Raw genomic sequence first — 13,480 nt, forward strand, 5'->3', positions numbered from 1 at the left:
TTTTCCATCTATGCCCCCATCTCGACGCGCCAGGAATCGGCATAGATGTTGATGCCGGCCGGCTCGAACCGCACCTTCGGATCGGCCGGCACGGTCTCGTCCTCGCCGATGACGGCCGCAATCTCGCGGCCTTCGAGCTTGGCGCGGACCACCTTGTGGCGGCCGAGATCCTCGACCTTGCTGACCTGCACGGCCATGCCGTCGCGGCCAAGCCGGACATATTCGGGACGGATGCCGAGTTCGATGGCGCCGCTGCCCGCTTTTGGCGCGCCCGGCAGTTCGATGCGCTGCGAGCCGAGCGTCGCCGTCTTGCCGTCGATGGCCACCGGCATGACGTTCATGCCGGGCGAGCCGATGAAATAACCGACAAAGGTATGGCGTGGCCGTTCGAACAGTTCGGCCGGCGTGCCGATCTGGACGATGCCGCCGTCATACATGACCACGACCTGGTCGGCGAAGGTCAGCGCCTCGGTCTGGTCGTGGGTCACATAGACCATGGTGTAGCCGAAGCGGCGGTGCAGCTGCTTCAGCTGCGAGCGCAGCACCCATTTCATATGCGGGTCGATGACGGTCAGCGGCTCGTCGAACAGGATGGCGTTGACGTCGGAGCGCACCAGCCCGCGGCCGAGCGAGATCTTCTGCTTCTGGTCGGCGGTCAGGCCCCTCGCCTTCTTCTTCGCCCAGGACGCCAGGTCGATCATCTCCAGCGTCTCGCGCACCTTGCGGTCGACATCGGCTTCCGGCACGCCGCGATTGCGCAGCGGGAAGGCCAGATTGTCGTAGACGGTCATGGTGTCGTAGATGACCGGGAACTGGAACACCTGCGCGATATTGCGCTCCTGCGTCGACAAATTGGTCACGTCCTTGCCGTTGAACAGCAACTGACCGCGCGACGGGTGCAGCAATCCCGAAATGATGTTGAGCAGCGTGGTCTTGCCGCAGCCCGATGGCCCGAGCAGCGCATAGGCGCCGCCGTCCTCGAAGGTGTGGTGCACTTCCCTGAGCGCGAAATCGGCATCCTTCCGAGGGTTCGGCAGATAGGAATGCCTGACATGGTTGACGTCTATGCGTGCCATATCTTTCCCCTCAAGCCGCCAGCTTCGGCGCGGCCACGGCACGGCCGTGCTCGTCGAAGACCATGATGTGGCGCGGATCGATGAACACCTCGATCTCGGCGTCGGGTTCGAAGTCGCGGATGCCGTGGCTCAGCATCACCCAGCGTGCATCCGCGAAATCGAGATGGATGAAGCTTTCCGAGCCGGTGATTTCGGTGATCGTCACCTTGGCGCGCACCGGCACAGCGGCGGCATTGGGCCGATCGAGCGACAGGTGATGCGGCTGAAAACCGACCGTGTACATGGCATCGGCAATGCCGGCGAGATCGGCGGGCACCGGCAGTTTGACCCCACCTTCCAGCAGGAAATCCCCACCTTTCTTGGCCAGCACGATGGTGTTGAGCGGCGGGTCGGCGAAAGTCTTGGCCGTCACCAGATCGACCGGTTTGCGGAACACGTCGATGGTCGGTCCGAACTGGGTGATGCGCCCTTCGGAAAGCGTCGCCGTGTTGCCGCCGAGCAGCAGCGCTTCGTGCGGCTCGGTCGTGGCGTAGACGAAGATGGTGCCGGCGGCGGCGAAGATCCTGGGCAATTCGGCGCGCAGTTCCTCGCGCAATTTGTAGTCGAGATTGGCGAGCGGTTCGTCGAGCAGCACCAGGCTGGCGTTCTTGACGATGGCGCGCGCCAGTGCGGTGCGCTGCTGCTGGCCACCGGACAGGCTCAGCGGCGTGCGGTCGAGATAGGGCGTCAGCTTGAGAAGTGCTGCGGCATGGCGCACTTCCTTGTCGATCTTCGCCTGATCGGTTCCCGCCACCCTGAGCGGCGAGGCGATGTTCTCGTAGACGGTCATCGCCGGATAGTTGATGAACTGCTGGTAGACCATGGCGATCTTGCGCTTCTGCACCGGCACGCCGGTGACATTCTGGCCGTCGAACCAGATCGAACCGGAGGTTGGCACGTCGAGGCCGGCCATCAGCCGCATCAGGCTGGTCTTGCCCGAAAGCGTCGGTCCGAGCAGGACATTGAGCGAGCCGTGCTGGAGCGTCAGCGACACATCGCTTATATGCGCGACAGCACCGACCGTCTTGGTGACGTTTCTCAGTTCCAGCATGACGCCTCCTCCCAGGCCTTCCGCATCAGCTCAAACCCCTCTTCATTCGGCAGCCGCGACATGGCGCCGGCTTATGCCGTGCATGAATTCATCGAGAGCCGCCACCTGCTCGCGGCTGAGATGCAGACCGCGCTTGGTACGGCGCCACAATACATCTTCCGATGTGACGGCCCATTCGTTTTGAACGAGATAGCGCACCTCGGCCTCGTAGAGATCGGCGCCGAAGTTGCGGCCGAGATCGACGTTCGATTTGGCCAGCCCCAGCAGCATCCTTGCGCGGGTGCCATAGAGCCGGGTCAGCCGGCGAGCCAGGCGCGCGTCGAGGAACGGATAGGCAGTCTTCAGTTTCGCCACTTCGGCATCGAAACCGGTGGCCGGGAAATCGCCGCCCGGCAACGGCGCGTTTGCCGTCCACGGCTTGCCGCGTTTACCCAGAAAACCCTCGATCTTTTCCAGCATCGATTCCGACAGCCGGCGATAGGTGGTGATCTTGCCGCCGAAGGCGTTGACGATCGGGGCGGCACCCTCGCCGCCATCGGCCTTGAGCACATAGTCGCGCGTCGCTTCCTGCGCCTTGGAGGCTCCGTCATCATAGAGCGGACGGACGGCGGAATAGGTCCAGACGATGTCCGAGCGCTTGACGGCTTCAGCGAAATATTCGCTTGCTGCGGCGCAGAGATAGTCGATCTCGGTGTCGCTGATCCTCACGTCATGCGGATCACCGGGATAATCCTGGTCCGTGGTGCCGATCAGGGTGAACTCTTCCTCATAGGGAATAGCGAAGATGATGCGACCATCCCTGTTCTGGAAGAAATAGGCGCGCGGATCGTCGAATTTCCTGGCGATGACGATGTGGCTGCCCTGCACGAGGCGGACATTGTGCACATCGTTGAGGCCGACGACGCCGGAAAGCACATGATCGACCCAGGGGCCGGCGGCATTGACCAGCAGTCGCGCCTTGATCTCCTCGGTCTCGCCGGTCTGCAGATCCTCGACCTGGACCGTCCACAAGCCGTTTTCGCGGCGCGCGCCGGTCACTTTCGTGCGGGTGCGGACCGTTGCGCCGCGTTCGGCCGCATCACGTGCATTCAGCGCCACCAGCCGCGCATCATTGACCCAGCCATCCGAATATTCGAAGGCCTTCTTGAATAGCGGCTTCAAAGGCTTGCCGGCCGGATCCCTGGCCATGTCCAGCGTCCGGGTCGCCGGCAGCAATTTGCGCCCGCCAATGTGGTCGTAGAGGAAGAGACCGAGCCTGATCAGCCAGGCCGGGCGCAGGCCCTTGGCATAGGGCAGCACGAAGCGCATCGGCCAGATGATGTGCGGCGCGTTCTTCCACAGAACCTCGCGCTCCATCAGCGCTTCGCGCACCAGGCGGAATTCGTAGAATTCGAGGTAGCGCAGGCCGCCATGGATCAATTTGGTCGAGCCCGAGGAAGTCCCGCTGGCGAGGTCGTTCATCTCGGCGAGAAAGACGGAAAAGCCACGCCCGACGGCGTCGCGGGCGATACCGCAGCCATTGATGCCGCCGCCTATGACGAAAATGTCACGGATCGGAGATGCGTCCACAAATTCCTCCAGCGATTTCGCATTGCACCATTTTTGGGCTTTTACGAAACCGTGTCGGAATTATTTCGAAATGATAACGAATGTCAAACGAAATATCACGGGCGCGTGATATCAGCTGAAAACCGCCTAGGCGAGCGACGTCTCGATCAGCTGAACCTCGGCCTCCTGGCAGATCTTGCGCACCGAGGGGATGTCGCAGCGGTCAGTGATGAAGGTGTTGACCTGCGACAGATGGCCGATGCGCACCGGTGCGGTTCGCTCGAATTTGGTCTGGTCGGAAACCAGGATGACATGCCTTGCATTGGCGATGATCGCCTGCGCCACCTTGACCTCGCGAAAATCGAAGTCGAGCAAGGCCCCGTCATGGTCGATGGCGGATGCGCCGATCACCGCGTAATCGACCTTGAACTGCCTGATGAAATCGACCGCCGCCTCGCCGACCACACCGCCATCGGAACCGCGCACGACACCACCGGCGATCACCACTTCGATCGACGGATATATCCGCATCCTATTGGCAACATTGATGTTATTGGTGATGACCATGAGACCGTTGTGATCGAGCAACGCCTTGCTGACTGACTCGGTCGTGGTGCCGATGTTGATGAACAGCGAGGCGTTGTCGGGGATCAGCCTGGCTGCCGCACGGCCGATCGCCTCCTTCTCGTCGGCGGCAATCTTGCGTCTCGCCTCATACTCCATGTTCTCGATGCCGGAGGGGTACAGCGCGCCGCCATGGATGCGCGAGAGCAGCCGCTGGTCGCACAAATCGTTGAGGTCCTTGCGTATGGTCTGCGGCGTCACATTGAAGTGGTTGGCCAGATCATCGACCAGCACGCGGCCGTGATCCTTGGCCATCTGGATAATCTCGGCATGGCGCGGCGACAGATACATGGGCAACCTCCCGTTTTCGTTTTTCTTGTCTATAGTCGAAAACGAAACCGATGAAAAGGCAGAAGCCGGCTAACGAAATCAGCGACCCAGGCCACGTGCGATTTCAGTAATCACCACAAAAGCCGTTTCGACATCGGCGGCGGTCGCCTCGAACTGTCCGACCTGGAACCGGATTGCGATCAGTCCATCAACCTTCGTCTGCGTCAGGTAGATGCGGCCATCGTCGTTGATCGCATTGACAAGGCGCAGATTGTGCTCGTCCCCGTCGGTTGCGGTCTTGTGCCGGAACGAGAACAACGACAGCATCGGTTCGCTGACGATCTGGAAATCCGGCTCCCTTGCCAGCCGCGCCGCCAGCCCTTCGCTCCACGCGACATGATTGCGGATCATCGTGCGCAGGCGTTCCAGGCCATGGGCGCGCAGCAGGAACCATAATTTCAACGCGCGAAATCGCCTGCCGAGCGGTACCGACCATTCGGAATAGTTGATGATGCCGTCATGACCGTGCGTCTTCAGATAATCCGGCTTGATGGCCAGCGTCCTGACATGGCTTTCAGGGTCGCGCAGGAACTGGATCGAGCAGTCGAACTGAGCGCCCAGCCATTTGTGCGGATTGAAAACGATCGAATCGGCGCCTTCGACGCCTGTCCAGAAATGCCGATATTCCGGACAGATCATCGCCGATCCCGCCCAGGCGGCATCGACATGGAGATAAAGCCCATGCCGCCGTGCCACCTCGGCAACCGCAGCAATGTCGTCGGTGCCGCCAGTGCTGGTGCCGCCGACGCAAGCGATGATGCCCGCCGGCAGCATGCCGGCTTCCCGGTCGGCGACGATTGCCGCCTCGAGCGCGGCCGTGTCCATGGCGCGAAAGCGGCCGCTGACGGGAATGCGCACGAGATTGTCCTCGCCGATGCCGGACACCCAGATCGCCCGGTCGATCGACGTGTGCACCTGGTCGGAGGAGTAGATGCGCAGCCGCGCCTGCCCTGCCAGGCCCTGTTTGTTGCCTTGCCAGTCGAGTGCCCGTTCGCGCATGGTCAGCACCGCGGCCAACGTCGCCGATGAGGCTGAATCCTGGATTACGCCCGAGAAGCCTTCCGGCAGACCGAGCGCCTGGCGCATCCAGTCGACGGTGCGCGTTTCGAGTTCGGTCGCCGCCGGCGACGTCTGCCACAGCATGCATTGCGCGGCCATCGCCGAAACAAGATATTCCGCCACCACCGAAACCGGCGCCGCATTGGCCGGGAAATAGGCGAAGAAGCGCGGATGCTGCCAATGCGTCATTCCCGGCAGGATCTTCTCTTCGAAATCGGCGAAGATCCGGTCCATCGGTTCGGCGTCTTCGGGCGGCGAAACCTCGATGCTTCTGGAAACGGCGCCGGGTTCTACCAGTGGCCGCACGGGGCGGTCGCGCAGATTGTTGCGATAGTCAGCGCCCCAGTCGGCGGCGCGCCGCGACCATTGCCGGAAATCATCATTGTTCATCCTGTCCTCCCGACATGATCCATCGCTACCATCCGTCGCGGTTGGTCTCTTATTAATTAACGCGTGAAATATATGCAACCAGCAAGAGATGCCGCACGCCTCAGCCAGGGAAATCCGGCAAGCTGGCAAAAGCCGTCTTCAGCGCATTCGACCAGCCGTCGGAGATCGTACGGTAATACTGGTCGTCCTGACCGATCCGCTTCTTCAATCCGACCTTGAAAGCGTCCTTCTCCAGGAAGAGCAGGTCGAGCGGCAAGCCGACAGACAGGTTCGACTTCAACGTCGAATCGAACGACACCAAAAGCAGCTTCACCGTCTCGGCGAGGCTCATCGTCTTTTCGTAGGCGCGGATGATGATCGGCTTGCCGTATTTGGTCTCGCCTATCTGGAAGAACGGCGTGTCATCGGTCGATTCGATGAAATTGCCTTCGGGATAGATCATGAACAGGCGCGGCTCGCTGCCCTTGATCTGACCGCCGAGGATGAAGGACGCATTGAAATAGGAATCCGCCTTCTCGCCAGCGGGTGACGAATTGGCGATGACCTCCTTGACCGTGTCGCCAACAATGCGGACCGTTTGGTACATCGAGGGCGTTTCGAGCAGTGTGGAATGTCTTTCGGAGATTGCCTTGGTGCGCTCGTCAAGCAGGCTGACCACGGCCTGCGTCGTCGCCAGATTGCCCGCCGACATCAAAACGATGACGCGTTCGCCCGGCTCTTCCCAGACATGCATCTTGCGAAAGGTGGAGATGGAATCCATGCCTGCATTGGTGCGCGTGTCGGACATGAACACGAGCCCGCGGTCGATCTTCAGGCCAACGCAATAGGTCATGGAATCTCTTCTAGAGCAATTCCAGGAAAAGTGTGAAGCGGTTTTCCGTCCGGAATTGCGTTAAAACAAGGGGATAGAGCGGTTCGGCGTTTCCTTGAAACGATGAATCGCTCGGCAGCAATCTTGCGAGGATTACTGCTCCACCGTAACGGTGACCGCAAGCTGTTCTTCCGCCTGTCCCAGCCGAATTCCCGACACCGGCGTCGCGTCGCGGTAATCGCGGCCCGTCGCCACCTTTACATAACGCTCGTCGGGCGAGATGCCATTGGCGGCATCGAAGGCAACCCAGCCGAGACCCGAAACATGCGCTTCGGCCCAGGCATGGCTTGCGGCCTGCTCGACCGTCGCATCCAGCATCAGATAGCCGCTGACATAGCGGGCCGGAAAGCCCATGGCGCGGGCGGCGGCGGCAAAGATATGGGTATGATCCTGGCAGACCCCGGTCTTGAGCGCCAAGGCTTCCTCCGCCGGCGTCGTCGCATTGGTGGTGCCAGGCGTGTAGACAACGCGCTCGCCGATGACAGCCATCAGCCGGTGCAGCCGTTCGATGTCGCTGCCCTTGCCAACCGATGCGGCGAGTTCGCGGATACCGCTGCCGATCACCGTCAATGGTGTCTCATGGCTGTACAGCCAGAGCGGCGTGAAGCCCTGGTGTGGCCCCGAGACGCCCGCGGTGTCGCGCGTCACCACTTCGCCCGACGCCTCCACCGTGATGAAGTCGCGCTCGCCCTCGACGCTCAACAGCCTTGTGTCGTTGCCGAAATGGTCGACAAAGCGGACCTCTTCGCGCGCGCCTTCGATCGCCAGAGCCCAGGACAGAACGGTCTGCGTCGACCCGCTGACTGGAAGCAGCCGCAGCCGCTGCAACAGATAGTGCACCGGCGTATCGTAACGGTACTCAGTTCGGTGGGTAATCTTCAGCCGCATGCTTCTATTCCGTTTGTGAGCACGATCTCCGGACAAACGGTTTCCGTTTGTCTAAGAAAACCGGCTCCACCTTTCGGGACCATGCTCAATTGAACCGATAATCTTGTGCGATTTCGTCGCCCAGCTTGGTGTTGTCGCGAATGAAATTGGCCAGGAATTCATGCAGCCCGGTATCGAAGATATCCTTGATCGACCCGGCTCTCAGCATTGTCTGCGTCTTCTCGGCCGTTGCGTGGCAGGCATGGCGCTCGCCGTAATCGTCGCCGAGGAATTTCAGATGCTCCGACAGGAAGCGATAGCAGAACATCAGCGAACGCGGCATGCGGACATTGAGGATCAGATAGTCGGCAATGTTGGTCGGCTTGTAATCAGCATCGTAGACCCAGCGATAGGAGCGATGCGCCGAGACCGAACGCAGGATCGATTCCCACTGATAATTGTCGAGCGTCGAGCCAACCCAGGAGATCGACGGCAGCAGCACATAATATTTCACGTCGAGGATGCGCGCCGTGTTGTCGGCGCGCTCGACGTAAGTGCCGAGTTGCGAGAAGTCGAAGATCTCGTTGCGCAGCATGGTGCCGTAGAACGAGCCGCGGATCAGCGCCGTCTCGCGCTTGATGGCGTCGAGCACGCTTGGCAGGTCGCGCTCGTCGATCGGCTTGGCCAGCATCCGCTTCAGCGCCATCCAGGCTTCGTTGATGCTTTCCCAGGTCTCGCGCGTCAGCGCGGTGCGCACCATGCGGGCATTGTTGCGGGCTGTCTCGATGGACGACATCGTGCTCGATGGGTTCGACGTGTCGCGCAACAGGAAGTCGGCGACATTGGCGGCGGTATAGTCGGAATATTTCTGGCTGAAGGTGACGTCGGAACCAGCGCTGAGCAGCACCGAATTCCACTCTTCCGAGGCGCTTTGGGTGCGGGTCAGCGCCATGCGCAGGCCGGCATCGACCAAGCGCGCCATGTTTTCCGCCCGCTCGATATAGCGGTTCATCCAATAGAGCCCGTTTGCGGTGCGGCCTAAAAGCATGAAGTGGCCCTTCGGGCTAGTGAGTAGCGAATAGTGAGCAGTGAATATTAAGCAATTGAATCTCAATGAAATATGGCATTTCCTGTCCCTCTATTTCCGCTACTGACTACTGACTATTCCCTACTCACTCGTCTCAATCATCCAACACCCAAGTATCTTTCGTCCCGCCGCCCTGCGACGAGTTCACAACCAGCGAACCTTCCTTCAACGCGACGCGTGTGAGGCCCCCAGGCACGATCTGGATGCGGTCGGAGACCAGCACATAGGGCCTGAGATCGACGTGGCGCGGCGCCAGCCCTTTTTCCGTCAGGATCGGGCATGTCGACAGCGCCAGCGTCGGCTGGGCAATATAATTCGATGGCTTGGCCGCCAACTTCTTGGCGAAGGTCTCGCATTCCTTCTTGGTTGCCGCAGGCCCGACCAGCATGCCGTAGCCGCCGGAACCGTGCACTTCCTTGATCACCAGCTCGTCGATGTGTTCGAGCACGTATTTCAGGCTGTCGGGCTCCGAGCAGCGCCAGGTCGGAATGTTGCCCAGGATTGCCTTGCGACCGGTGTAGAACTCGATGATCTCGGGCATGTAGGAATAGATCGCCTTGTCGTCGGCTATTCCGGTGCCCGGCGCATTGGCGATGGTGATGTTGCCGGCGCGATAGACATCCATGATGCCGGGTATGCCAAGTGCGGAATCCGGACGGAACGTCAACGGGTCCAGGAAAGAATCATCGACGCGGCGGTAGAGCACATCGATCTGCTTGTAGCCTTCCGTCGTGCGCATGGCGACATGGCCGTCGACCACGCGCAGGTCCTGGCCTTCGACCAGTTGCACGCCCATCTGGTCGGCAAGGAAGGCGTGTTCGAAATAGGCGGAATTGAAGCTGCCGGGCGTCAGCACCGCAATGGTCGGCGCACCTTTGGTGCTTTGCGGCCGCACCGCCGCCAGCGACTGGCGCAGAAGCTGCGGGTAGTTTTCCACCGGCCGCACCTTGATCTTCTGGAACAGCTCGGGGAACAGCTGCATCATCGTCTCGCGGTTCTCCAGCATGTAGGAGACGCCGGACGGCGTGCGCGCATTGTCCTCCAGCACGTAGAACTCGTCCTCCGAGATGCGGACGATGTCGACGCCGATGATGTGGGTATAGACGCCGGCCGGCGGCCTGACCCCGATCATCTCCGGCAGGAATGCCTCATTCCTGGCGATCAATTCCCTGGGTACGCGCCCTGCCCGCAGGATTTCCTGGCGATGGTAGATGTCGTCGAGGAAGGCGTTCAGCGCCTGCACGCGCTGCTCGATGCCCTGCGTGAGGCGCCGCCATTCATTGCCTGAAATGATGCGGGGAACGATGTCGAACGGGATCAGCCGCTCGGAGGCTTCTTGCTCACCATAGACGGCGAAGGTGATGCCGGTCTTGCGGAAGACGCGCTCAGCGTCCTGCATCTTCTCGGTCAGCCTGGCTGGATCCTGCTCCTTCAGCCAGCGATCATACGCCGAATACGGTCTTCTCAATCCGGAGACTTCCGGAAGCATTTCATCGAACGCTGCCAATCGCATACTCCCCTGTGACGCCATTTCACTGGCGTCGCCGGAGAAAATCAAGCGCAATCGGTGATTTGGGAGATACGGGCGATCAGTATGTTGCGCCTGCCTAAAATTGAGGCAGCTGAAATATGACCTTGATCAGCCTTTGCCTCGTGCCCGGGCAAATGCGTTTACCAGCTAGAAAGCACGGAACGTGACGACGGTGAACGTGTCCTTGATGCCGGGGAGAATCTGCACCTTTTCGTTGACGAAATGGCCGACGTCTTCCTCGTCGTCGACATAGAATTTGGCGAGCAGATCGTAGTTGCCGGCGGTGGAGTAGATTTCCGAGGCGATCTCGGCATCGGCAAGCGCGCTGGCAACCTCATAGGATTTGCCGAGCTCGCATTTGATCTGCACGAAAAACGCCTTCATGGCTTCGTCCCGCTAAACGTCCAAGTCCAGCGGCCCTTCTGGCAGACTGGAGGCGGGCTTTCAAGCGCTGGAATTCGTACTCTGCCGGCCCAGGCCTGGGCTGCGACCTGCCGCAGCTCTCCGCCAGCATGCAACCTGCCGCCGAGCGCCAGCGATTATTCGCGATCGCTGAAACCGCGATGCGCTGCCAAGCGTATGTTATGATGCGTCTTCGGACAGCACCATTTCAAGGGAAGATGTTTCGCGGGACAACGGAGACAGGCCATGCGCCGCGCCTTTTTCGCATTCGCAGTCGTTCCATTCCTCTGGGTGTCGTCGGCATTGGCCGGCGATGCCGAGATCAAGGCAGGCCAGTCCGTCATCGACGGTCAGCTAAAGGCCCTCATCGCCAATGACGGCGCCACCGCCTACAGCTTCGCCGCCCCGAATGTGAAGCGGATCTTCCCGACCGTCGATGCCTTCATGAACATGGTGACCAACGGCTATCCGCCGGTGCGCAAGCCGCAGACTTATTCCTTCGGCAAGGTCGAGGAGACCGGTCCGGGTTCGATCGTCCAGCAGGTGCTGATCGTCGGCCCCGATGGCAAGGATTACGAGGCGGTCTATACGCTGCAGCAGCAGCCCGACGGCACGTTCCAGATCACCGGCTGCAGCCTGCGCGCCTCGAATTCGCTCAGCACTTGAGGCCTTACAGCAACGGGATATCGCCCCTCGCCCAGCCCTCGGTGATTTCGGCGCCGCGCGCCTCGAAGGTGCCAGCCTCGATCGCAGCGCGGATGTCCTGCATCAGTTTCTGGTAGTAGGACAGGTTGTTCCACGTCAAAAGCATGGCGCCGAGCGCTTCCTGCGAGCGCACCAGATGATGCAGATAGGCGCGTGAGTAGTCCCGGGCGGCCGGGCAGTCGCTTTCCTCGTCGAGCGGCCGCGGATCGTCGGCATGGCGGGCGTTGCGCAGATTGACCTTGCCGCGCCTTGTATAGGCGAGGCCGTGGCGGCCGGCCCGTGTCGGCATCACGCAGTCGAACATGTCGATGCCGCGCGCCACCGATTTCAGGATATCGTCAGGCGTGCCGACGCCCATCAGATAGCGCGGTTTGTCCGCCGGCAGCTCCGGACAGGTGATGTCGAGCATCTCGAGCATCACCGCTTGCGGTTCGCCGACGGCCAGGCCGCCGACCGCATAGCCCTTCAACTCCATCGCGCTCAGCGCCTGCGCCGATCGCACCCGCAGCGCTGCGTTGTCGCCGCCTTGCACGATGCCGAACATCGCCTTGCCCGGCTGGTCGCCGAACGCCGTCTTGCAGCGCTCGGCCCAACGCAGCGACAGCTCCATGGCGCGCTCGATCTCCTTCATTTCGGCCGGCAGCGCCGTGCATTCGTCGAGCTGCATCTGGATATCGGAATCGAGCAGTCCCTGGATCTCGATGGACCGCTCCGGCGACATCTCGTAGGCGGCGCCATCGATATGCGAGCGGAAGGTGACGCCCTTTTCGGTCAGCTTTCTCAGCTTCGACAGCGACATGACCTGGAAACCGCCACTGTCGGTCAGGATCGGATGCGGCCAGCGGGCGAATTCATGCAAGCCGCCGAGCCGCGCCACACGCTCGGCGCCTGGCCGCAGCATCAGATGGTAGGTGTTGCCAAGGATGATGTCGGCGCCGACGCCGCGCACCTGGTCCATATACATCGTCTTGACGGTACCGCCGGTGCCGACCGGCATGAAGGCCGGCGTGCGGATTTCGCCGCGCGGCATGTCGATCACGCCGCGCCGCGCCTTGCCGTCGATTGCCAGAACCTTGAAGCTGAACTGCTTAGCCATTGAATTCCTTGTCGTGGATCGGGGCGTCCGGCGCCTGATTGTCGAGCGACTGGCGGTAGTGGATGCAGCCGCGCATGAATTTTGGCCAGGGCGGCACGGCGATCGATGGTTCGGTTTTTTCCGGCAGCAGGTCCCACAGATCGGGGTGATGCCAGCACAATTCATGGCCGGTGGAATCGCGGTGCTGGCGAATGCCGGCGCGCAGTTTTTTCACTTCCGCGATCAGCGCATCGCGGTCCAAGGCTTGCAGATCATCGTCCATCGCTCGTCTCCGCTCGGAAAAGCAGGCTTGCGTCGCCATAGGAATAGAATCTGTAACGGTTCTCGATCGCATGGGCATAGGCCGCGCGCATCGTGTCGAGGCCGCTGAAGGCCGAAACCAGCATGAACAGAGTCGAGCGCGGCAGATGGAAATTGGTCATCAGCATGTCGGCGGTGCGAAAACGGTAGCCGGGCGTGATGAAGATATCGGTCGGGCCGGACCACGCAGCCAGAGTACCGTCCTCACGCGCCGCACTCTCCAGCAGACGCAGCGAGGTCGTGCCGACAGCAACGATGCGCCCGCCCCTTGCTCTTGCGGCATTCAGGGCGTCCGCAGTGGCTTCGCTGACCGACCCGGTCTCGGCATGCATCTTGTGGTCGGCGGTGTCGTCCGCCTTCACCGGCAGGAACGTACCGGCGCCGACATGCAAGGTGACGAAGCGGCGTTCGACGCCTTTGGCGTCAAGCGCTGCAAAAAGCTCCGGCGTGAAATGCAGGCCCGCCGTCGGAGCCGCGACGGCGCCTTCCTCGCTTGCATAGATG

Annotated in this window: 14 protein-coding genes; 1 reads left to right on the forward strand and 13 read right to left on the reverse strand. The window is 61.3% G+C overall.

Annotated elements, in window-relative coordinates; genetic code table 11:
- Nucleotides 1-8 precede the first annotated feature (8 nt).
- From EN955_RS29715 to EN955_RS29760, 10 genes are all read right to left on the reverse strand, one after another.
- The gene (locus EN955_RS29715; protein WP_024503496.1) at nucleotides 9-1,076 is read right to left on the reverse strand and encodes an ABC transporter ATP-binding protein; all 1,068 of its coding nucleotides are present in this window, start codon (nucleotides 1,074-1,076) and stop codon (nucleotides 9-11) included.
- A gap of 10 nt (nucleotides 1,077-1,086) precedes the next feature.
- The gene (locus tag EN955_RS29720; RefSeq protein WP_024503497.1) at nucleotides 1,087-2,166 is read right to left on the reverse strand and encodes an ABC transporter ATP-binding protein; all 1,080 of its coding nucleotides are present in this window, start codon (nucleotides 2,164-2,166) and stop codon (nucleotides 1,087-1,089) included.
- A 42-nt stretch (nucleotides 2,167-2,208) separates the two neighbouring features.
- The gene (gene glpD / locus EN955_RS29725) at nucleotides 2,209-3,735 is read right to left on the reverse strand and encodes a glycerol-3-phosphate dehydrogenase (RefSeq protein ID WP_024503498.1); all 1,527 of its coding nucleotides are present in this window, start codon (nucleotides 3,733-3,735) and stop codon (nucleotides 2,209-2,211) included.
- A 126-nt stretch (nucleotides 3,736-3,861) separates the two neighbouring features.
- The gene (locus EN955_RS29730; protein WP_013531814.1) at nucleotides 3,862-4,629 is read right to left on the reverse strand and encodes a DeoR/GlpR family DNA-binding transcription regulator; all 768 of its coding nucleotides are present in this window, start codon (nucleotides 4,627-4,629) and stop codon (nucleotides 3,862-3,864) included.
- Between the two features lie 78 nt (nucleotides 4,630-4,707).
- Nucleotides 4,708-6,117 carry an aspartate aminotransferase family protein gene (locus EN955_RS29735; protein ID WP_024503499.1) on the reverse strand — a complete coding sequence of 470 codons (1,410 nt, stop codon included), beginning with the start codon at nucleotides 6,115-6,117 and terminating at the stop codon, nucleotides 4,708-4,710.
- Between the two features lie 100 nt (nucleotides 6,118-6,217).
- Nucleotides 6,218-6,949 carry a peptidase gene (locus tag EN955_RS29740; protein ID WP_013531816.1) on the reverse strand — a complete coding sequence of 244 codons (732 nt, stop codon included), beginning with the start codon at nucleotides 6,947-6,949 and terminating at the stop codon, nucleotides 6,218-6,220.
- A 132-nt stretch (nucleotides 6,950-7,081) separates the two neighbouring features.
- Entirely contained in the window at nucleotides 7,082-7,876 is a 795-nt protein-coding gene (locus tag EN955_RS29745; RefSeq protein WP_024503500.1) for a transglutaminase family protein, read from the reverse strand.
- 85 nt (nucleotides 7,877-7,961) lie between these two features.
- Nucleotides 7,962-8,903: an alpha-E domain-containing protein gene (locus EN955_RS29750; RefSeq protein WP_024503501.1), complete on the reverse strand. Its 942-nt coding sequence runs from the start codon at nucleotides 8,901-8,903 to the stop codon at nucleotides 7,962-7,964.
- A 133-nt stretch (nucleotides 8,904-9,036) separates the two neighbouring features.
- Nucleotides 9,037-10,449 (reverse strand): circularly permuted type 2 ATP-grasp protein, encoded by a 1,413-nt coding sequence (locus EN955_RS29755; RefSeq protein WP_024503502.1) that lies wholly within the window; start codon nucleotides 10,447-10,449, stop codon nucleotides 9,037-9,039.
- Nucleotides 10,450-10,620: 171 nt separating this feature from the next.
- Nucleotides 10,621-10,857, reverse strand: a complete 237-nt coding sequence (locus EN955_RS29760) for an Lrp/AsnC family transcriptional regulator (protein ID WP_010909609.1) — start codon at nucleotides 10,855-10,857, stop codon at nucleotides 10,621-10,623.
- Between the two features lie 264 nt (nucleotides 10,858-11,121).
- Here EN955_RS29760 and EN955_RS29765 point away from each other — a divergent pair, with 264 nt between their 5' ends.
- Nucleotides 11,122-11,541: a DUF4864 domain-containing protein gene (locus EN955_RS29765; RefSeq protein ID WP_013531820.1), complete on the forward strand. Its 420-nt coding sequence runs from the start codon at nucleotides 11,122-11,124 to the stop codon at nucleotides 11,539-11,541.
- Between the two features lie 4 nt (nucleotides 11,542-11,545).
- On the opposite strand, the gene tgt is transcribed toward EN955_RS29765, so the two are convergent.
- From tgt to EN955_RS29780, 3 genes are all read right to left on the reverse strand, one after another.
- Nucleotides 11,546-12,676: a tRNA guanosine(34) transglycosylase Tgt gene (gene tgt, locus EN955_RS29770; RefSeq protein ID WP_024503503.1), complete on the reverse strand. Its 1,131-nt coding sequence runs from the start codon at nucleotides 12,674-12,676 to the stop codon at nucleotides 11,546-11,548.
- Nucleotides 12,669-12,938, reverse strand: coding sequence for a hypothetical protein (locus tag EN955_RS29775; RefSeq protein ID WP_024503504.1), 270 nt, complete (start codon nucleotides 12,936-12,938; stop codon nucleotides 12,669-12,671). Before EN955_RS29775 ends, tgt begins: the two co-directional genes overlap by 8 nt.
- Nucleotides 12,928-13,480: S-adenosylmethionine:tRNA ribosyltransferase-isomerase (locus EN955_RS29780; RefSeq protein WP_164769924.1), on the reverse strand; the 553-nt coding region annotated here is incomplete at its 5' end. The genes EN955_RS29780 and EN955_RS29775, both read right to left, overlap by 11 nt.

Origin of the sequence: Mesorhizobium sp. M7A.F.Ca.CA.001.04.2.1 (assembly GCF_003998485.1) — a bacterium.
GTDB classification, from domain to species: domain Bacteria; phylum Pseudomonadota; class Alphaproteobacteria; order Rhizobiales; family Rhizobiaceae; genus Mesorhizobium; species Mesorhizobium ciceri.

Coding starts and splice junctions, on each gene's coding strand:
- EN955_RS29745 (WP_024503500.1), bottom strand. CDS start 7,876: ATGCGGCTGAAGATTACCCACCGAACTGAGTACCGTTACGATACGCCG.
- EN955_RS29730 (WP_013531814.1), bottom strand. CDS start 4,629: ATGTATCTGTCGCCGCGCCATGCCGAGATTATCCAGATGGCCAAGGAT.
- EN955_RS29740 (WP_013531816.1), bottom strand. CDS start 6,949: ATGACCTATTGCGTTGGCCTGAAGATCGACCGCGGGCTCGTGTTCATG.
- EN955_RS29720 (WP_024503497.1), bottom strand. CDS start 2,166: ATGCTGGAACTGAGAAACGTCACCAAGACGGTCGGTGCTGTCGCGCAT.
- EN955_RS29765 (WP_013531820.1), top strand. CDS start 11,122: ATGCGCCGCGCCTTTTTCGCATTCGCAGTCGTTCCATTCCTCTGGGTG.
- EN955_RS29750 (WP_024503501.1), bottom strand. CDS start 8,903: ATGCTTTTAGGCCGCACCGCAAACGGGCTCTATTGGATGAACCGCTAT.
- EN955_RS29735 (WP_024503499.1), bottom strand. CDS start 6,117: ATGAACAATGATGATTTCCGGCAATGGTCGCGGCGCGCCGCCGACTGG.
- EN955_RS29715 (WP_024503496.1), bottom strand. CDS start 1,076: ATGGCACGCATAGACGTCAACCATGTCAGGCATTCCTATCTGCCGAAC.
- EN955_RS29775 (WP_024503504.1), bottom strand. CDS start 12,938: ATGGACGATGATCTGCAAGCCTTGGACCGCGATGCGCTGATCGCGGAA.
- EN955_RS29760 (WP_010909609.1), bottom strand. CDS start 10,857: ATGAAGGCGTTTTTCGTGCAGATCAAATGCGAGCTCGGCAAATCCTAT.
- tgt (WP_024503503.1), bottom strand. CDS start 12,676: ATGGCTAAGCAGTTCAGCTTCAAGGTTCTGGCAATCGACGGCAAGGCG.